The organism is Modestobacter excelsi, assembly GCF_005930495.1.
In the GTDB taxonomy this organism is placed as follows: domain Bacteria; phylum Actinomycetota; class Actinomycetes; order Mycobacteriales; family Geodermatophilaceae; genus Modestobacter; species Modestobacter excelsi.
The window spans coordinates 1-24,506 of sequence record NZ_SJEX01000079.1 but is presented as its reverse complement, the minus strand read 5'-3'; the positions used below and the strand labels follow the sequence as shown (position 1 = coordinate 24,506).

20 protein-coding genes are annotated in these 24,506 nt (G+C 74.0%); 18 read left to right on the top strand and 2 right to left on the bottom strand.

Going from position 1 to position 24,506, the window contains the following annotated elements; genetic code table 11:
- The 11 genes from murG (at nt 1) to FHL80_RS20395 (ending at nt 10,267) form a co-directional block, all read left to right on the top strand.
- Nucleotides 1–1,113: an undecaprenyldiphospho-muramoylpentapeptide beta-N-acetylglucosaminyltransferase gene (gene murG, locus FHL80_RS20445; RefSeq protein ID WP_138735188.1), complete on the top strand. Its 1,113-nt coding sequence runs from the start codon at nt 1–3 to the stop codon at nt 1,111–1,113.
- Nucleotides 1,110–2,582 carry a UDP-N-acetylmuramate--L-alanine ligase gene (gene murC, locus FHL80_RS20440; RefSeq protein WP_138735187.1) on the top strand — a complete coding sequence of 491 codons (1,473 nt, stop codon included), beginning with the start codon at nt 1,110–1,112 and terminating at the stop codon, nt 2,580–2,582. Before murG ends, murC begins: the two co-directional genes overlap by 4 nt.
- Nucleotides 2,579–3,397 (top strand): cell division protein FtsQ/DivIB, encoded by an 819-nt coding sequence (locus tag FHL80_RS20435; RefSeq protein WP_138735186.1) that lies wholly within the window; start codon nt 2,579–2,581, stop codon nt 3,395–3,397. Before murC ends, FHL80_RS20435 begins: the two co-directional genes overlap by 4 nt.
- A gap of 100 nt (nt 3,398–3,497) precedes the next feature.
- Entirely contained in the window at nt 3,498–4,082 is a 585-nt protein-coding gene (locus FHL80_RS20430; RefSeq protein ID WP_138735185.1) for a peroxidase-related enzyme, read from the top strand.
- 334 nt (nt 4,083–4,416) lie between these two features.
- The gene (gene ftsZ / locus FHL80_RS20425; RefSeq protein ID WP_138735184.1) at nt 4,417–5,727 is read left to right on the top strand and encodes a cell division protein FtsZ; all 1,311 of its coding nucleotides are present in this window, start codon (nt 4,417–4,419) and stop codon (nt 5,725–5,727) included.
- 74 nt (nt 5,728–5,801) lie between these two features.
- Nucleotides 5,802–6,533 (top strand): peptidoglycan editing factor PgeF, encoded by a 732-nt coding sequence (gene pgeF, locus FHL80_RS20420; RefSeq protein WP_138735183.1) that lies wholly within the window; start codon nt 5,802–5,804, stop codon nt 6,531–6,533.
- On the top strand, nt 6,530–7,333 hold the full coding sequence (locus FHL80_RS20415; protein ID WP_216870913.1) for a YggS family pyridoxal phosphate-dependent enzyme: 804 nt from the start codon (nt 6,530–6,532) through the stop codon (nt 7,331–7,333). Before pgeF ends, FHL80_RS20415 begins: the two co-directional genes overlap by 4 nt.
- Before the next feature lie 97 nt (nt 7,334–7,430).
- Nucleotides 7,431–8,285: a cell division protein SepF gene (locus FHL80_RS26820; protein WP_216870912.1), complete on the top strand. Its 855-nt coding sequence runs from the start codon at nt 7,431–7,433 to the stop codon at nt 8,283–8,285.
- 50 nt (nt 8,286–8,335) lie between these two features.
- On the top strand, nt 8,336–8,632 hold the full coding sequence (locus tag FHL80_RS20405; RefSeq protein WP_014741442.1) for a YggT family protein: 297 nt from the start codon (nt 8,336–8,338) through the stop codon (nt 8,630–8,632).
- A gap of 97 nt (nt 8,633–8,729) precedes the next feature.
- On the top strand, nt 8,730–9,467 hold the full coding sequence (gene wag31 / locus FHL80_RS20400; RefSeq protein WP_138735182.1) for a DivIVA-like cell division protein Wag31: 738 nt from the start codon (nt 8,730–8,732) through the stop codon (nt 9,465–9,467).
- A 92-nt stretch (nt 9,468–9,559) separates the two neighbouring features.
- Nucleotides 9,560–10,267: a hypothetical protein gene (locus tag FHL80_RS20395; protein WP_138735181.1), complete on the top strand. Its 708-nt coding sequence runs from the start codon at nt 9,560–9,562 to the stop codon at nt 10,265–10,267.
- A 64-nt stretch (nt 10,268–10,331) separates the two neighbouring features.
- Here the strand turns inward: FHL80_RS20395 and ileS are convergent, their stop codons facing one another.
- Nucleotides 10,332–13,493, bottom strand: coding sequence for an isoleucine--tRNA ligase (gene ileS, locus FHL80_RS20390; protein WP_138735180.1), 3,162 nt, complete (start codon nt 13,491–13,493; stop codon nt 10,332–10,334).
- Nucleotides 13,494–13,600: 107 nt separating this feature from the next.
- Between ileS and FHL80_RS20385 the strand changes: the two genes are divergently transcribed.
- Nucleotides 13,601–15,112, top strand: coding sequence for a potassium/proton antiporter (locus FHL80_RS20385; RefSeq protein ID WP_138735179.1), 1,512 nt, complete (start codon nt 13,601–13,603; stop codon nt 15,110–15,112).
- 132 nt (nt 15,113–15,244) lie between these two features.
- Here FHL80_RS20385 and mqo read toward each other — a convergent pair whose 3' ends face one another.
- Nucleotides 15,245–16,699 carry a malate dehydrogenase (quinone) gene (gene mqo / locus FHL80_RS20380; protein ID WP_138735191.1) on the bottom strand — a complete coding sequence of 485 codons (1,455 nt, stop codon included), beginning with the start codon at nt 16,697–16,699 and terminating at the stop codon, nt 15,245–15,247.
- Nucleotides 16,700–16,927: 228 nt separating this feature from the next.
- Between mqo and lspA the strand changes: the two genes are divergently transcribed.
- The 6 genes from lspA to FHL80_RS20350 form a co-directional block, all read left to right on the top strand.
- On the top strand, nt 16,928–17,545 hold the full coding sequence (gene lspA / locus FHL80_RS20375; protein ID WP_246078835.1) for a signal peptidase II: 618 nt from the start codon (nt 16,928–16,930) through the stop codon (nt 17,543–17,545).
- 58 nt (nt 17,546–17,603) lie between these two features.
- A complete protein-coding gene (locus tag FHL80_RS20370) occupies nt 17,604–18,566 on the top strand; it encodes an RluA family pseudouridine synthase (protein ID WP_138735178.1) in 963 nt (320 codons plus the stop codon).
- Between the two features lie 9 nt (nt 18,567–18,575).
- A complete protein-coding gene (locus tag FHL80_RS20365) occupies nt 18,576–19,364 on the top strand; it encodes a CPBP family intramembrane glutamic endopeptidase (protein WP_138735177.1) in 789 nt (262 codons plus the stop codon).
- Between the two features lie 82 nt (nt 19,365–19,446).
- A complete protein-coding gene (locus FHL80_RS20360; protein ID WP_246078834.1) occupies nt 19,447–19,830 on the top strand; it encodes a GNAT family N-acetyltransferase in 384 nt (127 codons plus the stop codon).
- Between the two features lie 337 nt (nt 19,831–20,167).
- Entirely contained in the window at nt 20,168–23,737 is a 3,570-nt protein-coding gene (gene dnaE / locus FHL80_RS20355) for a DNA polymerase III subunit alpha (RefSeq protein ID WP_216870910.1), read from the top strand.
- Nucleotides 23,738–23,870: 133 nt separating this feature from the next.
- The coding region (locus FHL80_RS20350; protein ID WP_216870909.1) for a DUF2567 domain-containing protein at nt 23,871–24,506 on the top strand (636 nt) is incomplete at its 3' end.

Sequence of the window (24,506 nt, the reverse complement as noted above, 5' to 3'; positions counted from 1 at the left end):
CTGCCCGTCCCCCGGCCCGTGCACGTCGTGCTCGCCGGCGGCGGTACCGGCGGGCACATCGAGCCGATGCTCGCCCTCGCCGACGCCCTCACCCGCCGCTCGGTGGCCGGCACCCCGCCGCGGATCACCTGCCTGGGCACCGCCCGCGGCATGGAGACCCGGCTGGTGCCGGCCCGCGGCTACGACCTCCGGCTGATCCCACCGGTACCGCTGCCCCGCAAGCCCACCCCGGACCTGCTCCGGGTGCCCGGACGGGTCTGGCGCGCCGTCGCCGACACCCGTGCGCTGCTCACCGAGCTGGGCGCCGACGTGGTCGTCGGTTTCGGCGGGTACGTCGCGCTGCCGGCCTACCTGGCGGCCCGCCGGGCCGGGGTCCCGGTCGTCGTGCACGAGCAGAACGCGCTGCCGGGGCTGGCCAACCGGATCGGCGCCCGGGTGGCCGCCCGGGTGGCGGTCACCGTGCCCGGCACCCGCCTGCACGGCGCCGTGCAGGTCGGCATGCCGCTGCGCACCTCGATCACCGGGCTGGACCGGCCCGCTCGGCGCGCCGAGGCCCGGGCCGCCTTCGGCCTGGACGCCGACCGGCCGACCCTGCTCGTGTTCGGCGGCTCCCAGGGCGCGGCGTCGCTCAACCGGGTCGCCGCCGCCGCCGCCGACGCGCTCACCGCCGCGGGGGTTCAGGTGCTGCACGCCCGGGGGCCGAAGAACACCGACGTCACCGTCCCGGCCCGGCCCGCCGGCGCCGCGCCCTACGTCGTCGTCGACTACCTGGAGCGGATGGACCTCGCCTACGCCGCCGCCGACCTGGCGCTCTGCCGGTCCGGGGCGGTCACCGTCGCCGAGCTCTCCGCCGTGGGACTGCCGGGGGCCTTCGTCCCGCTGCCCATCGGCAACGGCGAGCAGCGGCTCAACGCGGTGCCGGTGGTCGAGGCCGGGGGAGGGCTGCTGGTGGACGACGCCGAGCTGACCCCGGCCTGGGTCACCGAGCGGCTGGTCCCGCTGCTCACCGACCCGGCGGCGCTGGCCGCGCTCGCCGCCGACGCCGCCGCGGTCGGCACCCCGGACGCCGACGAGCGGCTGGCGGACATGGTGCTCGGGGTGGTGGGGAAGTGAGCGCCGCGGACGTCGCGGCGTGGAAGGACCCGATCCCCGCGCTGGGCGACCTCGGCGCGGTGCACTTCATCGGCATCGGCGGGGCCGGGATGAGCGGCATCGCCCGGATCATGCTGGCCCGCGGTCTGCGGGTGTCGGGCACCGACCGCCGGGACTCCCCGACGATGCGGGGGCTCGACGCGCTGGGCGCCCGGGTGGAGGTCGGCCACGACGCCGCGCACCTCGGTGACGCCACGACCGTCGTGGTCTCCACCGCGATCCGGGCGGAGAACCCCGAGCTGGTGGCGGCCCGTGAGCGGGGCCTGCGGGTGGTGCCCCGCGCGGTGGCGCTGGCCGCGGTGATGGCCGGGCGGCGCAGCGTCGCGGTGGCCGGCACCCACGGGAAGACCTCGACGACGTCGATGCTCACCGTCGCCGTGCAGGCCTGCGGCGTCGACCCGTCGTTCGCCATCGGCGGCACCCTCAACGAGTCCGGCTCCAACGCCCACGCCGGGCAGGGCGACGTCTTCCTGGCCGAGGCCGACGAGAGCGACCGGTCGTTCCTGCTGCTCGCCCCGCACGGGGCCATCGTCACCAACGTCGAGGCCGACCACCTGGACAACTACGGCGACCTGGCCGCGGTGGAGGAGGCGTTCGACGCGTTCGTGCGGACCGTGGCCGCCGACGGGTTCCTCGTGCTCTGCGCCGACGACCCCGGCGCGGCCCGGCTCACCGAGGTGGCGGCCGGGACCTCGGCGCGGTTGCGCACCTACGGCCTGCAGCCCGGGGCCGACCTGCAGCTGGTCGACCTGCGGGTGGGCCCGGACGGCACCCGGTACACCGCCGTCCTCGACGGGCAGTCCCTCGGCGAGGTGCACATCCGGCTGCCCGGGGCGCACATGGCGCTCAACAGCGCCGCAGCGCTGCTGGCCGGCCTCGAGCTCGGGCTGCCCGCGGCCGGCCTCATCGGCGGGCTGGGCCGGTTCGGCGGCGTGCACCGGCGGTTCGAGCTCAAGGGCGTCGCCGCCGGCGTCCGGGTCTACGACGACTACGCCCACCACCCCACCGAGGTCGCCGCGCAGCTGCGCGCTGCCCGGGCCGTCACCGGGTCCGGGCGGCTGCTGGTGCTGTTCCAGCCGCACCTCTACAGCCGGACCGCGCAGTTCGCCGCGGGCTTCGGCGAGGCGCTGGGACTGGCCGACCAGGTCGTGGTGATGGAGGTCTACGGCGCCCGGGAGGACCCGGTGCCCGGTGTGACCGGCGCGCTGGTCGCCGACGCGGTGCCGTTGCCGGCCGACGCGGTGGCCTTCGAGCCGTCCTGGTCGGCCGCGGCCCCGGCGATGGCCGCCCGCGCCCGCCCCGGTGACCTGGTGGTCACCATGGGCGCCGGCGACGTGTCGATGGTCGGCCCCGAGGTGCTGGCCGCGCTGAGCGAGCCCGACGAGGGGGTCGAGCCGCCGCACGGGGACGGGTCGGGGCCGGCGCGGTGAGCCGGGCCGCGACGACCCGCGACCGCGCCCGGGGCGGACGGCGGGGCGGCGGCACGGGCGGCGACGCGCCGTCCCCGGTCACCCCGCTGCGTCCCCGCCGGCGCCGGTCGCGGCGGCGGCCGCCCCACCCCGGCCGCCGGCTGCTCGTCGCCCTGGCCGGGACCCTGCTGGTGGCCGGCGTCGTCGCGTGGCTGGTCCTCGCCAGCCCGGTCTTCGCGGTGCGCACGGTGCAGGTCGACGGTGAGGCCCGGCTCTCCGCGGAGCAGGTGGTCCAGGTGGCCGGCATCACCGAGGGCACGCCGCTGGCCCGGGTCGACACGGCCGCTGCGGCCGCCCGGGTCGCGGCGCTCCCGCAGGTCGCCTCGGTGGAGGTCACCCGGGGCTGGCCGCGCACGGTGGTCGTCACGCTGGCCGAGCGCGTGCCGGTGGCGGTGGTGAGCGACGGGGGCACCCGGCGGCTGGTGGACGCCGGCGGCGTGGTCTTCGAGACGATCACCGGCACCCCGCCGGACGGCGTCGTCCCGCTCGACGTGCCCGACCCCGGTCCGGACGACGCGGCGACCACCGCCGCCCTCGGGGCGCTGACCGCACTGCCGCCGGACGTGCGCGACGAGGTGACCGGCGTGGCCGCGCGGAGCCCGGACGCCGTGACGCTGACCCTGACCGACGGCCGGTCGGTGCTGTGGGGGAGTGCCGCCCAGACCGGGCGCAAGGCCGAGGTGCTCGGGGCGCTGCTGGAGCAGATCGACGCCGGGACGCTGGACCCCGCCGGCACGCTCGACGTCAGCACCCCGGACTCCGTCGTCCTCCGGTAGAGCGGCGCGGCATGCGGAGCATCCCGCGCCCTGCTCCACCGGGACCCGGAAGATGCTCGGCGCAGCCGAGACCTGGCCCCTCCACTGGCACAGTGAGTGGGTGACCGAGCTCCCGATCAGCCGATTCCCCGTCGCCCCGCTGGCCGACCTGCCGCCGGACCTGCAGCAGCGCTTCACCGAGGTCGCCGACAAGAGCGGCTTCCTGCCCAACGTCTTCGCCGCGCTGGCCTGGCGTCCGGACGAGGCGCGGGCCTTCTTCGCGCTGCACGACGCCCTGATGGACAAGGACACCCCCGGGCTCACCCAGGCCGACCGGGAGGTGCTGGTGGTGGCCACCAGCGCGGCCAACGGCTGCCTGTACTGCGTGGTCGCCCACGGCGCCCTGGTCCGGATCCGCGCGCGGGACCGGCACCTGGCCGACCAGGTCGCGGTCGACTGGCGGAAGGCGCCGCTGTCCCCCCGGCTGCGGGCGGTCGTGGAGGTCGGCGTCCGGCTCGCCGTCGACCCGGTGGCGGTGACCGCCGAGCAGCAGGACGCGCTGCGCGGGCACGGGCTCACCCAGGACGACGTGTGGGACGTCGGGGCCATCGTCGCGTTGTTCGCGCTGTCCAACCGGCTGGTGCACTGGGCGGCCGTGCCGCCGAACGAGGAGTTCTACCTGCTCGGTCGGGTGCCCCGCAGCTGAGCCCCGAGCACGACAGGGCCGCGCTGGACGGGCGGCGCGCCGACACGCCCGGGCAGAAAAGAGTCTCGACGTGCGCTCCGTCGCACCGACGGACGTGCCCACCGACGTCTGCACCCGGGCATGAGACCGTGGTGCAGCATGTCGTCACGGCTCGTGAGCTCTATGTGACAGACGGGTCGGCGGGTTCTGGTGTGACACCGCCCGGTGGACACGCCGACCCGGGGAGGGTGCTTGCCGCCCGATGGGGGCACACCTAACTTCGTCCCCACATGGACGTAGTTGACATAACTATAAGGCTTAACCTGAGGATGAGGGTCCAGTTGGGGAGCGCAGCATGACACCTCCGCACAACTACCTCGCGGTCATCAAGGTCGTCGGCATCGGCGGCGGCGGGGTGAACGCGGTCAACCGCATGATCGAGGTCGGCCTCAAGGGGGTCGAGTTCATCGCGATCAACACCGACGCACAGGCACTGCTGATGAGCGACGCGGACGTCAAGCTCGACGTCGGCCGTGAGCTCACCCGCGGCCTGGGCGCGGGCGCGCAGCCCGATGTCGGCCGGCAGGCCGCAGAGGACCACCGCGAGGAGATCGAAGAGGTGCTCAAGGGCGCCGACATGGTCTTCGTGACGGCGGGCGAGGGCGGTGGCACCGGCACCGGTGGCGCACCCGTCGTCGCCTCCATCGCGCGGAAGCTCGGCGCCCTGACCATCGGCGTGGTCACCCGCCCGTTCTCCTTCGAGGGGAAGCGGCGGGCGGTCCAGGCCGAGTCGGGCATCGAGGAACTGCGCAACGAGTGCGACACGCTGATCGTGATCCCGAACGACCGGCTGCTGCAGCTGGGCGACCGGAACGTCAGCGTCATGGACGCCTTCCGGACCGCCGACCAGGTGCTCCTCTCCGGCGTCCAGGGCATCACCGACCTGATCACCACGCCCGGCCTGATCAACCTGGACTTCGCCGACGTCAAGTCGGTCATGTCCGGTGCGGGCTCGGCGCTGATGGGCATCGGCAGCGCGCGCGGTGACAACCGCGCCCTGCTCGCCGCCGAGCAGGCGATCGCCAGCCCGCTGCTGGAGGCCTCGATGGAGGGCGCCCACGGCGTCCTGCTGTCGATCTCCGGCGGGTCGGACCTGGGCCTGTTCGAGATCAACGAGGCCGCCTCGCTGGTCTCCGACGCCGCGCACCCCGATGCCAACATCATCTTCGGGGCCGTCATCGACGACGCCCTCGGCGACGAGGTGCGGGTGACGGTCATCGCGGCGGGCTTCGACCAGGGCAAGCCCGGTCAGCGCAAGGACGCCGTGGCGACGACGGTCGCCCCCGCCGCCCCGCCGGCCCCGGCGCCCGCCGCCGCACCGATCACGCCGGCCGCGCCGCGGCCGGCCTTCCCGGCGCAGACCGGGGAGCGGCTCGCCTCGCCCGCTCCCACGCCCGCTCCCACGCCCGCTCCCGCGGCGGCTCCCACGGCGGCGTCGCCGGCGGCACCGCGTCCGGGCCAGCCCGGCGGCGCGCCGCAGGGCGGTGGCATCACCGTGCCGCCGTTGCCGCCGATCGCCGGGCCGGGCAGCGGCAACCGCCGTCCGCTGGCCTCGGAGGACTTCGAGGAGGAGCTCGACATCCCCGAGTTCCTCCGCTCCCAGTAGAAGGACCCCCGTGCCCCCCACCACTCGCGAGCTCGTGGCGGGCCCCTGCACGGGGGCCGTTCCAGCAGGTCACCGTGAGTGACAGTCCGGCCGCTCCGCCGGCGGTGCGACCCCGACGGGTCGTCACCGACCGGCGGGGCGGCCGTTCCGTGTCCCCGTACGACTCGTTCAACCTGGGCGGGCACGTCGGCGACGACCCGGCGGACGTCGCCGCGAACCGGGACCGCCTCGCCGGTGAGCTCGGTGTCGCCGGGGACCAGGTGGTCTGGATGACCCAGGTGCACGGCACCGGGGTCGCGATCGTGGAGGACGCCGGGGAGAACCCGGTGGCCGACGTGGACGCGCTGGTGACCGCCACGCCCGGCTTCGTGCTGTGCGTGCTGGTCGCCGACTGCGTCCCGGTGCTGCTGGCCGACCCGGTGGCCGGTGTCGTGGCCGCGGTGCACGCCGGCCGGGAGGGCGTCCGGCGCGGCGTCGTGCCCGCGGCGCTGGCGGCCATGACCCGGCTCGGCGCGCGCCCCGGCGACGTCGAGGCGCTGCTCGGCCCGGCGGTCTGCGGGCTGGACTACGAGGTGCCCGGGCACATGCAGGCCGAGGTCGCCCGGGTCGCCCCGGCGAGCGCGGTCCGCACCCGGCAGGGCACCCCGGGGCTGGACCTGCGGGCCGGCATCGCCGAGGTGCTGCGCGGGGCCGGTGTCCGGCAGGTCGTGCACGACCCCCGCTGCACGGTGGAGGACCCCCGGCTCTTCAGCCACCGCCGCGACGGCGTGACCGGCCGCCAGGCCGGCGTCGTCTGGCTCGGGTGAACGCCGACGACCCCCGGCCCCGTCCCGAGGCTCGCCCCGAGCCTGCCAGGGGTGAGGAGGACGGGGTCCTTCCACTGGCCGAGAACCTGCGTGCGGTCCGTGCGCGGATCGATGCCGCCGCCCGGGCGGCCGGTCGGAACCCGGCCGGCGTCCGGCTGCTCGCCGTGAGCAAGACCTGGCCGGCCGCGGACGTCCGCGCCCTCGCCGCGCTCGGGCAGCTGCACTTCGCGGAGAACCGGGTGCAGGAGCTGACCAGCAAGGCGGCCGAGCTGGCCGACCTGCCGGACCTGCGCTGGCACCTGGTGGGCCAGCTGCAGCGCAACAAGGCCGCCGCCGTCGTCCGGCTCGGCGCGACCGTGCACTCGGTCGACCGGCAGTCGCTGGTCGAGGCGCTGGACCGGGCGGCCGAGCGGTCGGGGCGGACGGTGGACGTCTACGTGCAGGTGGACCTCGGCGGTCCGGAGGGCGAGCTCGGCGGGCGCGGCGGGGCCGCACCCGACGACGTCCCGCGGCTGGCCGACGCCGTCGCCGAGGCCGAGGGGTTGCAGCTGCGCGGCCTCATGGCGGTCGCCCCGCGGGGGGAGGACCCGGCGCCGGCGTTCGCCCGGCTCGCCGAGCTGAGCGCGCTCGTCCGCGCTGCCCACCCCACCGCATCGGAGACATCGGCAGGCATGAGCGGCGACCTGGAGGCTGCTGTGACAGCTGGGGCCACCGTGGTGCGTGTCGGTACCGCGTTGTTCGGTGCCCGACCCCTAGCCTCCGATGGACCGGGCGTTCCGGGACCCGTGCGCCCGCGCTAGTCACACCAGCACCACCCGCACCACTGGTCGGCCGCGCAGGCAGACCAGCCGTCCGCACCACGAGTCGTCCTGCGACGAGACCAGAGGGAGACGTCCGATGGCCGGAGCCATGCGAAGGATGGGGGTCTACCTGGGCCTCGTCGAGGACGACGACGCCCGGGGCGGCTACGACCGCTACGCCGCGCGGCAGAGCGACCACGAGTACGCCGAGCGCGGCTACGACGACCACGGTTACGACCGGGGTTACGACCGCTACGCCGCGACCGACTACGTCGACGACCCGGCCGCGCCGGACACCGGTGACCGCTACGGCTACGGCAGCGGCTACGGGGCCTCCGGCTACGACACCGACCACCCGGCCGGGGAGCGCGCGGAGGAGCGGCACGAGGAGCGCGTGCCCGAGCCCGAGGTCTCCCTCGGCCGTCGTCCGGCGACCCCGCGGACCCTCGGCCTCGCCGGGAGCCCGGCGGGCAGCACCGCAGCCTCCCGCCTGGGCGGCGGGCTGAGCGCTGCCGGTGGCTCGGGGATCAGCGCCTCGTCCGGCCGCGGCCGGGCACCCATCGGCCTGTCCGGTGGGGTCTCGGGGTCCGCCGGTCTGGCCATGAGCGAGCCGGTCGCGGCCGAGCCCGCGCCGGCCCCCGCGCCGACGCCGGCACCCGAGCCGAAGCCGAAGGGCTACCGGATCACCACGGTGCACCCCGCCTCCTACAACGAGGCGCGCACCATCGGCGAGCGGTTCCGCGACGGCATGCCGGTGATCATGAACCTGACCGACATGGAGCACGCCGACGCGAAGCGACTCGTCGACTTCGCCATCGGCCTGACGTTCGGGCTGCACGGTAGTATCGAGCGGGTCACGGCCAAGGTGTTCCTGCTCAGCCCGCAGGACGTGGACGTGACGGCTGAGGACAAGGCCCGGATCCGCGAGGGCGGCTTCTTCAGCCAGCCCTGACCCGCCGCACCCGTGCGCCCTTCGCACGAGTGCCCGAACGATCGAGGACCGTGGCTCTCCTTCTGCAGATCATCTCCTCGGTCCTGCTCGTCTTCTTGATCCTGCTCTTCGCCCGGTTCGTCGTGGACTGGGTGATGGTGCTGGCCCGGAGCTGGCGCCCGCAGGGTCTGGTCGCAGCCGGTCTGGAGGTCGTCTACGCGACGACCGACCCGCCGCTGAAGGCCGTGCGCAAGGTCATCCCGCCGTTGAACCTCGGGACGATCCGTCTGGACCTGGGGTTTATGGTGCTCCTGATCGCCGTGATCCTGCTGCGGAGCCTGCTGACCAACCTGGCCTACTCCCTGTGACCTCGCGGTCCCAGCCGGAGCGGGGCGTGGACCACCAGCGGCTCGCCGCCGGTTCGCGCCTGTCTCTGTTCCTCCCGTCCGACCTGAGGTGAGCCGCATGCCACTGACTCCCGCCGACGTGCACAACGTCGTCTTCAAGAAGCCGCCGATCGGCAAGCGCGGCTACGACGAGGACGAGGTCGACGCCTTCCTCGACGTCGTCGAGGCCGAGCTGGCCCGCCTGATCGAGGAGAACAACGACCTGCGGGCGTCCGGTGGTCAGGGCTCCGCCCCGCGGGAGGAGCGTCCCGAGTCCGCGCCGATGACGGTCGCGGCGCCGCCGCCCCCGCCGGCGCAGGTGACGCCCCCGGCCGTCCGCGAGGACGAGGCCATCCGCGCGTCCCGCATGCTGGCCCTGGCCACCGAGACGGCCGAGCGGCACGTCAACGAGGCCAAGGCACAGGCCGACCAGATGGTCGGCAGCGCCAAGAGCACCAGCGACCGGATGATGTCCGAGGCGCGGGCCAAGAGCGAGCAGATGGTCACCGAGGCGAAGAACCGCGCCGACTCGATGCTGGGCGACGCCCGCACCCGGGCCGACACGATGGAGCGCGAGGCGCGCGCCAAGGCGACGGCGCTGGCGCAGGACGCCGAGCGCAAGCACGCCGAGGCGATGGGCTCGCTGGAGGAGAAGCGGGCGAGCCTGGACCGCAAGGTCGAGGAGCTGCGCACCTTCGAGCGCGAGTACCGCACCCGGCTGCGTTCCTACCTCGAGTCGCACCTGCGTGACCTGGACAGCCGCGGCTCGGCCGAGCCGGCCACGAACAGCCGGCAGAACCAGCACGTCAGCGCCTGACCACAGGCCCGACAGAGCCCCTCCGGACCCTGGGTCCGGAGGGGCTCTGTCGTGTGCGCCCAGGCGGTGGCGCACGCCGCTAGCATCCGGCTGTGATCCTGGCCGCGGCGTTGCTGCTCCTGGTCGCCGTCGGACTGCTCGTCGCCGGGCTGGTCCAGGGTTCCTCGACGCTGCAGTGGGCGTCCTTCGCGGCGAGTGCGCTGGCCGCCCTGCTGCTCGTGGTGAGCGAGGTCCGGCAGCGGCGGGCGGAGCGGCAGCCCGGTAGGGCGGCCAGCGGGGGCTCCCACCGGGGCACACCGGTGACCGCCGCCTCCGCGCCGCCCCCGGTGGACCCTCGTCAGGACACGGCAGCCGAGACCGACCACGGGGAGCCCCTGCGGCGGGTGTCACCGCCGCCGGTGCCGCCGAGCTCGCCGAGCATCCCTCGGGTCGCCGGTCCGCCCAGCGGCTCAGGCCTCGGGGACCTCGCCGGCCCGTCCGGGGGCCCGCAGTCCGACGGCGCGGGACTGCGGGCGCCGCTGGGCCCGCGCAGCGCGGAGGGACCCGCGGTCCCCACGCCGGGGGAACCACCGGTCGAGGACGTCGAGTTCACCGACCAGCTGATGGTCATCGACCTGACCGACGAGGTGCTGGTGGTCGACGAGCACCCCCGCTACCACCTGCCCCGGTGCCCGCACGTGTCCGGCCTCCAGACCATCCCGCTGCCGCTGGCCGAGGCCCGCACCGACGGGTTCACCCCGTGCGCCACCTGCGCCCCCGACCACCACCTGGCCGAACGGGAACGCGCCCGCCGCACCTAGCGCTGCTGGCCCCCGTGCAGGGCCCCGCGGCGAGCCTGCGAGTGGTGGGGGGCACGGGGGTCCTTCAGCAGGCCCTGGTGATCCAGAACCGCGAGCCGGCCGGACCCTCGATGCCGTCCCCGGTGCCCGCCTCGTCGGCGTGCACCGTGGTCGCGAGCACCTCACCGGCCAGCGCCTCGGTGTGCTCGGCGAGCGCCTGGGCGACCACGCCGTCCCCGGTCCACCACAGCTCGATCCGGTCGCTGACCGCCAGGCCGGTGGACTTGCGGGCGTCCTGGACCAGCCGGATGACCTCACGGACCAGCCCGGCCCGCTCCAGCTCCGGGGTCAGGGTCAGGTCCAGCGCGACGGTGAGCCCGGCAGCCGAGGCCACCGTCCAGCCCTCGCGCGGGGTCTCGGTGACCACCAGGTCACCCTCCTGCAGCGGCAGCGCGGCGCCGTCGACCGGCACGGTCGCCGAGCCGGCCCGGTAGGCGGCGACCAGCTCCACCGGGTCGGCAGCGGCGACGGCGGCCGCGACCGCCTGCACCTGCTTGCCCAGCCGCCGGCCGACCGCCCGGAAGTCGACCTTCACCGACACGTCGACCAGCGAACCCTCGACCGCGGACAGCTCGGTGAGCTCGGCGACGTTGAGCTCGTCGGCCACCTCGGCGACCAGGTCCCGGGGGAGCTGGGACCAGCCGTTCGCCGCGACCAGGGCGCGGGCCAGCGGCTGGCGGGTGCGGGCCTTGGCCGCGGTACGCGCCGAGCGGCCCAGCTCCACCAGCCGGCGGACCAGCGCCACCTGCTCGACCAGCGCGTCGTCGCGGGCCTCGGCGTCGACCGTGGGCCAGCCGGCCAGGTGCACCGAGTCGGCCGCGCCCGCCGACCCCGGCACGACGGCGGTCTGCCACACCCGCTCGGTGACGAACGGCGTGAACGGGGCCATCAGCCGGGTGAGCCCGTCGAGGACCTCGTGCAGCGTGCCCAGCGCGGCCGGGTCGCCGTCCCAGAAGCGCCGCCGGCTGCGCCGGACGTACCAGTTGGACAGGTCGTCGACGAAGCCGGCGATCAGCCGCCCGGCGGTCTGGGTGTCGAAGTCCTCCAGCGCGTCGGTCACGCCGGCGGTGACCGAGGCCAGCTCGGCCAGCGCCCAGCGGTCCAGCAGCGGCCGCTCGGCCCGCGGCGGGGCGGGCGTGGTCGCCGGGTCCCAGCCGTTGGTCTCGGCGTAGAGGGTGAAGAAGCTCGCGGTGTTCCAGTAGGTCAGCAGCACCTTGCGGACGACCTCGGACAGCGTCTCGTGGCCGACCCGTCGGGCCGACCAGGGCGAGCCCCCGGCCAGCATGAACCAGCGGACGGCGTCGGCTCCGTGCCGGTCCATCAGCGGCATCGGCTCGAGGATGTTGCCCAGGTGCTTGCTCATCTTCCGGCCGTCCTCGGCCAGGATGTGGCCCAGGCACAGCACGTTCTCGTACGAGCTCCGGCCGAACACCAGCGTGCCGACCGCCATCAGCGTGTAGAACCAGCCCCGGGTCTGGTCGATCGCCTCGGCGATGAACTGCGCCGGGTAGGAGGCCTGGAACTCGGCCTCGTTCCGGTGCGGCGCGCCCCACTGGGCGAACGGCATGGAGCCGGAGTCGTACCAGGCGTCGATCACCTGGCGGACCCGCCGGTAGGTGCCCTCCTCACCGGGCACGGTGAAGGTGACGTCGTCGATGAACGGCCGGTGCGGGTCGAGGTCGGCGAGGTCCCGGCCGGTCAGCTCGGACAACTCGGCCAGCGAGCCGACGGCGACCATCCGGCTCGGGTCGGCGTCGTTGCGCCAGATCGGCAGCGGGGTGCCCCAGTACCGGTCCCGGGACAGCGCCCAGTCGACGTTGTTGTTCAGCCAGTCGCCGTACCGGCCCCACTGGATGTTCTCCGGGTGCCAGTGCGTCTGCTCGTTCTGCGCCAGCAGCTGGTCCTTGACCTGGCTGGTGCGGATGTACCAGGACGGCTGCGCGTAGTACATCAGCGGCGTGTGGCACCGCCAGCAGTGCGGGTAGCTGTGCTCGTAGCGGAGCTCGCGGTACAGCACGCCGCGGTCCTGCAGGTCCTGCACCAGGGTCGGGTCGGCGGCCTTGAAGAAGTGCCCGCCCACCAGCGGCACGTCGGCGAGGAAGTGCCCCGACGGGTCGATCGGGTTGACCACCGGCAGTCCGTAGGCCCGGCCGACGGCGAAGTCGTCGGCGCCGAATGCGGGGGACTGGTGGACCAGCCCGGTGCCGTCCTCGGTGGTCACGTACTCGGCGAGGACGACGAAGTGGGTGTCTGCAGGCTGACCCTCCGGGCCCGCGGGGAAGTCGACCAGCTCGAAGGGGCGCTGGTAGTGCACGCGCTCCCAGTCCCGGCCCTGGGTCCGGGCCAGCACCTCGGCGTCCTCGCCGAGCGCGGCGGTCAGCAGCGGCTCGGCGACGACGAAGGTGCCCTGGTCGTTGCGGGCGACGACGTAGCTGACGTCGGGGTGCACGGCGACCGCGGTGTTGCTCGGCAGCGTCCAGGGTGTCGTGGTCCAGATCAGCAGGTCGGCCTTCCCGGCCCACTCGCCGCTGGTGACGGGCAGCCGGACGTAGACCGACGGGTCGGTCAGCGTCTCGTAGCCCTGCGCGACCTCGTGGTCGCTCAGCCCGGTGCCGCAGCGCGGGCAGTACGGCGCCACCCGGTGGTCCTCGACCAGCAACCCCGTGTCGAAGACCTGCTTGAGCGACCACCAGACGCTCTCGATGTAGGACGGGTCCATCGTCCAGTAGGCGGTCGACATGTCGACCCAGTAGCCCATCCGGTGGGTGAGCTCGGTGAAGGCGTCGACGTGCCGCTCGACCGACTCCCGGCAGCGGGCGTTGAACTCGGCGATGCCGTAGCGCTCGATGTCCGGCTTGCCGGCGAAGCCCAGCTCCTGCTCGACGGCGATCTCCACCGGCAGGCCGTGGCAGTCCCAGCCGGCGCGGCGGGGCACGTGCCAGCCCTGCATGGTCTTGAACCGGGGGAAGACGTCCTTGAACGCCCGGGCCTCGATGTGGTGCGTGCCGGGCCGGCCGTTGGCAGTGGGCGGGCCCTCGTAGAACACCCACTGCGGCTTGTCGGCGGAGCCCTCCAGCGACCGGGCGAAGACCTTGTCGGCCTCCCACTGCTCGAGGACCTCGTGCTCGAGGGCGGGCAGGTCGACCTGCGGAGGAAGAGCCGAGAACGGCCCGGAGGGTGCACTCACCACCCCATCATCCCCAACCCCGCCACCGGCTTCACGCAGCCATCGGTCAGCGCCCGTCATCTGGCGGAGACCCGGGTACGGGAGACTCCGCCCATGGGTGCCCGCCGATGAACACGACGGTCACCGTCGCGCTGGCCGTCGGCGCCCTCGTCGTGCTCGTCGCCGCGGTCGCGCTGCGCCTGGCCGACCGGATCGGGCTGCCCTCGCTGCTGCTCTACCTCGCCTTCGGCGTGGCCCTGGGGGAGAGCGGACTGGGCGTCGAGTTCGAGGACGTCGGCCTGACCCAGACCCTCGGGGTCGCCGCGCTGGTGGTGATCCTGGCCGAGGGCGGGCTGACCACCCGGTGGGCCGACGTCCGGCGGGCGGTCTGGCCGGGCATCACGCTGTCCACGGTGGGCGTGGTGGTCAGCGTCGTCGTGGTCGCCGCCGTCGGCGTCTGGCTGCTGGACTTCTCCTGGGCCTTCGCGCTCCTGGTCGGCGCGGTGGTCACCTCCACCGACGCCGCGGCGGTGTTCTCCTCGCTGCGCCGGCTGCCGCTGCCCCGCCGGATGGTCGCCTCGTTGGAGCTGGAGTCCGGTCTCAACGACGCGCCGGTCATCCTGCTGGTGCTGGCGCTGTCCGAGCGGCTGACCGGTCACGCGACGCACGCCTGGTACCTGGTGCTCGCCGAGGTGGTGGGCGAACTGGCCGGTGGCTCGCTGATCGGCATCGGGATCGGGTTCGGCGGTGCGTGGCTGCTGCGCCGGCTCGCGTTGCCGCTGGTCGGCTTCTACCCGCTGGTCACCCTCGCGCTGTGCGTGCTCGCCTTCGCCACCGCGGACCTGGCGCACACCTCGGGCTTCGTCGCCGTCTACCTGTGCGGGCTGGTGCTGGGCAACGCCGCGCTACCGCACCGGGCCGGCACAATCGGGTTCGCCGAGGGGCTGGCCAGCCTGGCCCAGATCGGGTTGTTCGTGCTGCTGGGGCTGCTGGTCTCACCCGACCGGCTGGTCGACGCGCTCGGGCCGGCGCTGCTCATCGGCGGGGCGCTGCTGCTGCTGGCCCGCCCGCTGTCGGTGCTGCTCAGCCTCGCCTGGTTCAGGGTGCCGTTCACCCAGCAGGTGTTCATCGCCTGGGCCGGGCTGCGCGGAGCGGTGCCGATCGTCCTGGCCACCTTCCCGATCGCCATGGACGTGCCCGGCGCCACCCAGGTGTTCGACACCGTGTTCGTGCTGGTCGTCGTCTTCACCGTGGTGCAGGGCTGGTCGCTGCCCGCGATGGCCCGGCTGCTGCGGATCGCCACCCCGATGACCCCGCGGGACATCGACGTGGAGTCCGCGCCGCTGGACGAGCTGGGCGCGGAGCTGATGCAGCTGCGGGTGCCGGACACGTCCCGGCTGCACGGTGTCTACCTGCCCGAGCTGCGACTGCCCGAGGACGCCGCGGTGGTGCTCGTCGTCCGCGACGGGCGGCCCTTCGTGCCCGACCGGGAGACCCGGCTGATGCGCGGCGACCAGGCGCTGCTGGTCTCCGCCCGCGGCTCCCGGGCAGAGGCCGAGCGCCGCCTGCGTGCGGTCAGCCGCGCCGGCCGGCTCGCCACCTGGCGCGGCGAGAGCGGAAGCCCCTCCCAGACGGATTGACACTGCGCGCGCGAGCGCGCTCAGTGGACCGGTCGCGGGGCCCGGAGGGTCCCCGACCGGGACACGGGCAACGGCTCCGTGTGGTCGGGGACGGCTCCTGGCCGCGGTGCGGCCCGGAGGGTCGCGATGTGCTCAGCTGTGCAGTTCCAGGGTCCTCGTGGTGTCGGCGACGACCCGGGCGAGCAGCTCCGGCTCCTCGGACAGCGTGTGGCCGTAGGAGGGGATCGCCTCCTGCAGCAGCGGGCGCCAGGCGTCGATCCGGTCGGGGAAGCAGCGCTCGAGCAGGGTGAGCATCGCCGAGGTGGCGGTGGAGGCACCCGGCGAGGCGCCCAGCAGCCCGGCGACCGTCCCGTCGGCGCCGACGATCAGCTCGGTGCCGAACTGCAGCACGCCGCGCCCGGCGGTGTCCTGCTTGATCACCTGCACCCGCTGGCCGGCGGTGATGAGCTCCCAGTCGCCGGGCTCGGCGGTCGGGACGAACTCCTCCAGCGCCCGGAAGCGGGACTTCTCCGACTGCAGCACCTGACCGATCAGGTACCGGGTCAGCGGGATGTTCGCCCAGCCGGCGCCGAGCATGGAGCCCAGGTTGCCCGCCCGCACCGAGCGCGGCAGGTCCCACAGCGACCCGGCCTTGAGGAACTTGGGGGAGAAGCCGGCGTAGGGGCCGAACAGCAGCGCCTGCTCGCCATCGATCAGCCGCAGGTCCAGGTGCGGCACCGACATCGGCGGGGCGCCCACCTTCGCCTGGCCGTAGACCTTCGCCTGGTGCTGCGCGACCAGCTGCGGGTTGCGGGTGCGGAGGAACTGCCCGCTGACCGGGAACCCGCCGAAGCCCTTGATCTCCGGGATGCCGGCGCCCTGCAGCAGCGGCAGCGCACCGCCGCCGGCTCCGACGAAGAGGAAGCGGCTGCGCACGGTGCGCCGCTTGCCGGTGGCGAGGTCGCGGACCGTCGTGGCCCAGCGGCCGGTGCGCTCGCGACGCACCTTGAGCACCCGGTGCTGCAGGTGCAGCTGCACCCCGCGGCGGACGGCGGCGTCGAGCAGCAGCCGGGTCAGCGCGCCGAAGTTGACGTCGGTGCCGACCAGCGACCGGGTCGCCGCGACGGGCTCCTTCTTCGACCGGTCCGCCATCATCAGCGGCACCCAGGAGTCGAGCTCGGCGGGGTCGTCGGAGTACTCCAGACCGGCGAACAGCGGCTGCGGGGCCAGCGCCTCGTACCGGTTGCGCATGTAGCTGCGGCCGTCCTCGCCGGAGACGAAGCTGATGTGCGGCACCGAGGTGATGAAGGTCTTCGGCGAGTCGGTGAGGCCGGCCCGCACCAGGTGCGACCAGAACTGCCGCGAGACCTGGAACTGCTCGTTGATGCCCACGGCCTTCGCCGGGTCGACGGTGCCGTCGGGGCGGGCAGGGGTGTAGTTGAGCTCGCAGAGCGCGGAGTGACCGGTCCCGGCGTTGTTCCACGGGCCGGAGCTCTCCTCGGCCACCGCGGAGCCGGACTCGAACACCTCGACGGTCCAGTCCGGCGCGACGATGCCCAGCAGCGCGGCCAGCGTCGCGCTCATGATGCCGCCACCGACGAGGACCACATCGGGGTTGGAAGGACCACCCGTGCTCAAGATCTGCCTCCGTGCACTCGGAACGTCTGGGCACCATCGTCGTCCCGTCTCCGGGTCGGCACGCGGTGAACGGCGGTCGACCCCCGTTCTGGGGTGATGAGATGGGTCACAGGTCGAGGGTGCCCGTCGCGCGGCCGCCCCGCAGGACGGCCCGCCCGCTACGCTCGGTCCGGCGGGCGGGCGGTCACGGCTATCGTCGTGCCTGACGTGGCCGACCGGCCGCGCGAGCAGGAGGACGGCGCGGTGACCGAGCAAGCCGATCAGCCGGCGCGCCCCCGCCGGTCGCGGGCCCGGCTGCTGCTGGGCCTCGCGGCAGCCGTGCTGGCCCTCGACGTCGCCACGAAGCTGCTCGTCGTCGCCACCCTGTCCGACCGCGAGCCGCTGCGGCTGCTCGGCGGGGCGCTGTACCTCACCGAGGCGCGCAACACCGGCGCCGCGTTCTCCTTCGCCGAGGGCGCGACCGTGGTCTTCACGCTGATCGCCGTCGCGGTCGTGGTGGTCATCGTGCGCAGTGCCCGGCGGCTGTTCTCCACCGGCTGGGCGGTGGCGCTGGCGCTGGTGCTCGGCGGGGCGGTGGGCAACCTGCTGGACCGCGTCTTCCGCGACCCCGGCTTCCTGCGCGGCGGCGTCGTCGACTTCCTCTCGCTGTTCGACCCCTACGGCCGGGTGTGGCCGATCTTCAACGTCGCGGACTCGGCGATCGTCTGCGGTGGCGTGCTCGGCGCGGTGCTGGCCTTCCGCGGTGTCGAGTTCGACGGCGGACGCAGCAGCAGCCGCACGGCCGACGCCACCGACAGCGCCGGCGTCGGCGAGTAACCGGGTCCGGCCCGGCGCGGCCGGTCCCGCCGGCCACACCCGTCACAATGGACCGGTGATGAGCAGTCCCGGCCCGACCACCTCCGGCGGCCGCCCCGGCGAGCTCCGCTCCCTGCCGGTGCCCGACGGGCTCGAGGGGCAGCGCGTCGACCAGGCCCTCACCCGGCTCTTCGGGGTCTCCCGGGCCGTGGCCGCCGACCTCGCCGACGCCGGGAACGTGCTGGTCGACGGCCGGGCCCGCGGCAAGGGGGACCGGCTGACCGCCGGCAGCTGGCTGGAGGTCGAGCTGCCGCCACCGCCGGGCGAGCCGGCCGCACCGCAGCCGGTCGCCGGGCTGCGTGTCGTGCACGACGACGACGACCTCGTGGTCGTCGACAAGCCGGTCGGGGTCGCGGCCCACGGGAGCCCCGGCTGGGACGGCCCGACCGTCACCGGTGGGCTGGCTGCGGCCGGTTACCGCATCTCCACCAGCGGCGCGGCCGAGCGGCAGGGCGTGGTCCACCGGCTCGACGCCGCGACCACCGGCCTGATGGTGGTCGCCAAGAGCGAGCGGGCCTACACGCTGCTCAAGGCCGCGTTCAAGGAGCGCACGGTCGACAAGGGCTACCACGCCCTGGTGCAGGGGCACCCGGACCCGTCCAAGGGCACCATCGACGCGCCGATCGACCGGCACCCCAAGCACGACTGGCGCTTCGCCGTCGTCTCCGGCGGCCGCCCGTCGGTCACCCACTACGAGGTGATGGAGGCCTTCCCGGCGGCGAGCCTGGTCGACGTCCACCTGGAGACCGGGCGCACCCACCAGATCCGGGTGCACTTCTCCGCGCTGCGGCACCCCTGCGTCGGCGACCTGGCCTACGGCGCCGACCCGACGCTGGCCGCCCGGCTCGGCGTCACCCGGCAGTGGCTGCACGCCGTCCGGCTCGGCTTCGCCCACCCCGCCGACGGGCGCTGGGTGGAGTTCACCAGCGACTACCCCGCCGACCTGGCCGGGGCACTCGCTGTGCTGCGCGCCGAGAACTGAGCTGCGGCGGTGACCGATCTGCCCACTGCCTTCGCCGACTTCGGTCCGGCGCGGCTGTCGGCGGCGGTGATCGCCGCCTACCTGGTGGCGGGGGAGCCGGTCGTCGGCTACGTGCTGCACCGCCGGTTCGAGGGCTGGCTGCGCACCGACCCGGCGGCCCGGCGCTCGTTCTACCGCCGGCTGCTGGTGCTCGAGTGGGGGCTGGCCCTGGTCGGCCTGGTCGTCTGGGTCGCCGCGTCCGACGTCGGGGCCGCGCAGGTCGGGCTGGTGCCGCCGCAGCGCTGGCCCGGCGTGCTCAGCTGGCTGGCGGTGGCGGCGCTGCTGCTGCTCGTGCTGGCGTCCACCCGGACCCTGCGCTCGGGAGCGCTGGCCGGTCCACCGCCGGAGGTGCTCCGCCGGACTCGGCCCGGGGAGGCCCGGCACGCCGAGCCGCCGGGGCACGCGACCCTCGCGCTGCTGCCCCGCAGCCGCTCGGAGCGGCACCTGTTCGCGCTGGTCGGGGTGACGGCGGGGGTGTGCGAGGAGTGGCTGTACCGCGGGTTCTTCCTCGCCGTCGTCGCCGCGCTCGTCCCCGGGCTGCCCACCGCGGGGCTGGTGCTGGTGGCCGGGCTCGGGTTCGGCCTGGCGCACGCCTACCAGGGCCTGTCCGGGGTCCTCACCACCGGCGTGCTCGGCGGCGTCCTCGCCGGGCTGTACCTCGCCACCGGGTCGTTGCTGCTGCCGGTGCTGCTGCACGCCGCCATCGACCTGCGGTTCCTGCTCGTCCCGTCGTCCGCGCTGCCGAGGGCGGTCGCGTGACCGAGCCGACAGAGCCGGCAGGGCCCACCGCGACGACCGCCACCGCCGCCGACCGGCCGGAGGTCGCTGCGCTGCGGCACGGGTGTTCGTCGTCGAGCAGGGCGTCCCCGCCGAGCTCGAGCGGGACGACGCCGACGCCACGGCGGTGCACGCGCTCGGCCGTGGCCGGTCCGGGGAGCTGGCCGGCCGGGTGCTGGCCACCGGTCGGCTGCTGCTCGACGCGGCCGGCCCGGGGCGCGCGGTGATCGGGCGGATGGCCGCCGACCCGGCGGTGCGGGGGCGCGGCGACGGCGCCGCGGTGCTCGCGGTGCTGCAGCGCGAGGCGGCGGCCCGGGGTCAGATCGAGGTCGAGCTGCACGCCCAGGTCGCCGCCCGGCGGTCCTACGAGCGGGCCGGGTACCAGGTCGTGGGCGGCGAGTACGAGGAGGCCGGCATCGCCCACGTGACGATGGTCCGGCTGCTCTGACCGGGGCCCCCGCCGGGCCCGCCGCGGGCGGGCGAGTGCGGGGGGAGGGGTCCTCCGGGGAGTGGTCCGGATCGCGAGACACGTTCCGTCAGACCCTTCGGGTAGACCTCCGGAGGTGCGAGGATCGAGACACCGCGAGCGGCCCCCACCCCGGGTGGCGCCGCCCGTGGTGAGGGCAGTGCCACCCGCAGTGCCACCGGCAGTGCCACCCGTAGTGCCACCCGTAGTGCCAGCTCGACGTCGAACGGCCTTCCCCGCCGGTCACCCAGAACCACCCGCCGCCCCTGCACCTGTCGGTGACAGCCGGCTGCACGACCCGTGAGGAGCACCCCGCACCGTGAGCACCCCGGCTCCAGAGAACTTCGTGCACCTGCACGTGCACACCGAGTACTCGATGCTCGACGGGGCCGCCAAGCTCGGCGAGGTCACCAAGGCCGCCGCGGCCGAGGGGATGCCGGCGCTGGCGATGACCGACCACGGCAACGTGTTCGGCGCCTACGACTTCTACAAGCAGGCCAACGCCGCCGGGGTCAAGCCGATCATCGGCATGGAGGGCTACTACACGCCCGGCTCGCGGTTCGACCGCGCCCCGTTCGACTTCGGCGACAAGCTGATCGACGAGGAGGGCGACGGCGGCAACAACCGCGGCAAGGCCGCGTACACGCACATGACGCTGCTCGCCCGCACCACCGAGGGGATGCACAACCTCTTCCGGATCTCCTCGCTGGCCAGCCTCGAGGGCCAGTACCGCAAGCCGCGCTTCGACCGCGACCTGCTGGAGCGGTACGGCACGGGCCTGATCGCCACCACCGGCTGCCCGTCCGGTGAGGTCAACATGTGGCTGCGGGCCGGCAAGGTCGACAAGGCCCGGCAGGCGGCGGCGGACTTCCAGGACATCTTCGGGCGGGAGAACTTCTACGCCGAGATCATGGACCACGGGCTGTCCATCGAGAAGAAGACCAAGCCCGCGTTGCTGGAGATCGCCAGGGACCTCGGCATCCCGCTGCTGGGCACCAACGACCTGCACTACACCCACCGCGAGGACGCCCAGGCGCACGACGCCCTGCTGTGCATCCAGACCGGGTCGCGGCTCAACGAGCCCAACCGCTTCAAGTTCAACGGCGACGGCTACTACCTGAAGTCGGCCGCCGAGATGCGGGCGCTGTTCCGTGAGCACCCCGAGGCCTGCGACAACACCCTGCTGATCGCCGAGCAGTGCGAGGTGCAGTTCACCGAGGGCGCCGACCTCATGCCCCGCTTCCCGCTGCCCGAGGGCGAGGACGAGACCTCCTGGTTCATCAAGGAGGTCGAGCGCGGGCTGCACAAGCGCTACCCCGGCGGCATCCCGGACCACGTGCGCAAGCAGGCGGACTACGAGACCGGGATCATCTGCCAGATGGGCTTCCCGGGGTACTTCCTCGTGGTCGCCGACTTCATCAACTGGGCCAAGGACAACGGCATCCGGGTCGGCCCGGGGCGTGGCTCGGCCGCCGGCTCGCTGGCCGCCTACGCCATGGGGATCACCGACCTCGACCCGCTGGCGCACGGGCTGATCTTCGAGCGGTTCCTCAACCCCGAGCGCGTCTCGATGCCCGACGTCGACATCGACTTCGACGACCGCCGCCGCGGCGAGGTCATCCAGTACGTGTCGCAGAAGTACGGCGAGGAGCGGGTCAGCCAGATCGTCACCTACGGGACGATCAAGGCCAAGGCCGCCATCAAGGACGCCGCCCGGGTGCTGGACCGGCCCTACTCGGTGGGTGACGAGCTGACCAAGCTGATGCCCCCGGGCGTCATGGGCAAGGACATCCCGCTGTCGGGGATCTTCGACCCCAAGCACGACCGCTACAAGGAGGCCGCGGAGTTCCGGGCCCGGTACGAGTCGGACCCCGGCGCGGCCGAGGTCGTCGACCAGGCCCGCAAGCTCGAGGGCCTGAAGCGGCAGTGGGGCGTGCACGCCGCCGGCGTGATCATCGGCCGCTACCCGCTGATCGACAGCATCCCGATCATGCGGCGCGAGGCCGACGGCGCGATCATCACGCAGTTCGACTACCCGACCTGCGAGACGCTCGGCCTGCTCAAGATGGACTTCCTGGGCCTGCGCAACCTCACCGTCATCGACGACGCGCTGCGCAACATCGTGATCAACGGCAAGGAGCCGGTCGACCTCGACGAGATCAGCAAGGACCTCACCGACCCGGCGACCTACGCCCTGCTGGCCCGCGGCGAGACCCTCGGCGTCTTCCAGTTCGACGGCGGCCCGATGCGGTCCCTGCTGCGGCTGATGCGCCCGGACAACTTCGAGGACATCTCCGCGGTCGGCGCGCTGTACCGCCCGGGTCCGATGGGCGCGAACTCGCACACCAACTACGCGTTGCGCAAGAACGGCCAGCAGGAGATCACCCCGATCCACCCCGAGCTGGCCGAGCCGCTCTCGGAGATCCTGGGTCAGACCTACGGCCTGATCGTGTACCAGGAGCAGGTCATGGCGATCGCGCAGAAGGTCGCCGGGTACTCCCTCGGCAAGGCCGACCTGCTGCGCCGGGCGATGGGCAAGAAGAAGAAGTCCGTCCTGGACGCCGAGTACGTCGGCTTCGAGGCCGGGATGAAGGAGAACGGCTTCTCCGCCGCGGCGGTCAAGACGCTGTGGGACATCCTGGTGCCCTTCGCCGACTACGCCTTCAACAAGGCGCACTCGGCCGCGTACGGGCTGGTGTCGTACTGGACCGCCTACCTCAAGGCCAACTACCCGGCCGAGTACATGGCCGGTCTGCTCACCAGCGTCGGTGACGACAAGGACCGGCGGCCGGTCTACCTGGCCGAGTGCCGGCGGATGGGCATCAAGGTGCTCCCGCCGGACGTCAACGAGTCCTCCTGGGACTTCACCGCCGTCGGCACCGACATCCGCTTCGGCCTGGCCTCCGTGCGCAACGTCGGGCACAACGTCGTCGACTCGATCGTCAAGGCGCGCGAGGAGAAGGGCGCCTTCAAGGACTTCGCCGACTTCATGCGCAAGATCGACACGGTGGCCTGCAACAAGAAGGTCATCGAGTCGCTGGCGAAGGCCGGCGGCTTCGACTCCCTGGGTCACTCGCGGCAGGGCATCGCCGCGATCCACGTCCAGGCGGTCGACTCGGCGATGAGCCTCAAGCGCAAGGAGGCCGAGGGTCAGTTCGACCTCTTCGGCGGTTTCGGTGAGGACGACGACGCCCCCGACCTCGGCGACCCGCTCAGCTCCGCGCTGGACATCCCCATCCCGACCGCGGACTGGTCCAAGTCCGAGCGGCTGGTCTTCGAGCGCGACATGCTCGGCCTGTACGTCTCCGACCACCCGCTGCACGGGGTCGAGCACGTGCTCACCTCGCACGCCGACACGGCGCTGGCCGAGATCATCGCCGGTGGCGTCGAGGACGGCGCCAACGTGACGGTGGCCGGCATCCTCACCGCGGTCGGCCCCCGGACGAACAAGCAGGGCGCCCCGTGGGCGATCGCCACCCTCGAGGACCTCGAGGCCGGCCTCGAGGTGCTGTTCTTCCCCAAGACCTGGGCGGAGGTGTCGGAGAAGGTCGTCCGGGACCAGATCATCGTGGTCAAGGGGCGGATCAGCCGGCGCGACGACACCCCCTCGCTGTTCGCCTCCGAGGTCACCATCCCCGAGCTCACCGAGGGTCCCCGCGGCCCGGTGCTGGTCTCCCTGCCCGCTGCGCGGTGCACGCCACCGGTCGTGGAGCGACTCCGGGAGGTGCTGGGCAGCCACCCCGGGACCACCGAGGTGCAGCTCAAGCTGCTCAACGGCGGCCGGGAGACCGTGCTCCGGCTGGACCAGGGCCTGCGGGTCCGGCCCAGCACGGCGCTGATGGGCGACATCAAGGCGCTGCTGGGACCGACCAGCGTCGCCCTGCTCTGAGGAAGGACCCCGGTCCCCCTCACCCCTCGCAAGCTCGGGGCGAGCCTCTGGACCGGGGCCGTTCCAGCCCCTCACCACGGCCGGCGCAGTGGGTCGTTGCCCGGCGCACAGCTCGGCCAGCGACACTGGGACGGTGACCGACGCACGTCCGCCCGGCCCGGCGGCACCGTTCCCGTCCGCGCCGGCGGTGTCCGACGGGCCGGTGCCGCACTGGCGGCCGGTCCGGCCCGCCGGTGTGCCCGGCCTGCGCGGCAGTCGGCAGGACCTGCGCAGCGCGCTGCTCACCGTGCTCGCGCTGACCGTGGCCGGGCTGCTCGCCGGCGGGGTGTGGACCTGGCTCGCCCCCCGGGCGGACTACCGGGTCACCGCGACCGACGTCGAGCCGATCGGCCGGGCACCGTCCGCGGAGCTGTTCATGGCCGACGACGGGGTGTTCGTGTGCATCCTGGCCGCGCTCGGGCTGGTGGCGGGGGTGGTGGTCTGGCTGCGTCGGCGGCGCCGCGGGGCGCTGACCCTGGTCGCGCTCGCCACCGGCATGCTGGCGGCGGGGGTCGTGGCCTGGCAGCTCGGGCAGTGGGCCGGACCGGGACCGACCAAGGCCGAGCTGGCCGACGTCGGCCGGACGGTCACCACCGCGCTCTCGCTCCACGCCACGGCCGCCCTCGCGGTCGGGCCGTTCGTGGCCGTCCTCGTCTACCTGGTGTCCACCACGCTGACGTCCCGCACCGACCTGGGCCGCACCGAGGACGAGCCGGCCGACCTCCCGCTC

Coding starts and splice junctions, on each gene's coding strand:
- ftsZ (WP_138735184.1), top strand. CDS start 4,417: ATGACACCTCCGCACAACTACCTCGCGGTCATCAAGGTCGTCGGCATC.
- FHL80_RS26820 (WP_216870912.1), top strand. CDS start 7,431: ATGGCCGGAGCCATGCGAAGGATGGGGGTCTACCTGGGCCTCGTCGAG.
- wag31 (WP_138735182.1), top strand. CDS start 8,730: ATGCCACTGACTCCCGCCGACGTGCACAACGTCGTCTTCAAGAAGCCG.
- FHL80_RS20385 (WP_138735179.1), top strand. CDS start 13,601: ATGAACACGACGGTCACCGTCGCGCTGGCCGTCGGCGCCCTCGTCGTG.
- FHL80_RS20370 (WP_138735178.1), top strand. CDS start 17,604: ATGAGCAGTCCCGGCCCGACCACCTCCGGCGGCCGCCCCGGCGAGCTC.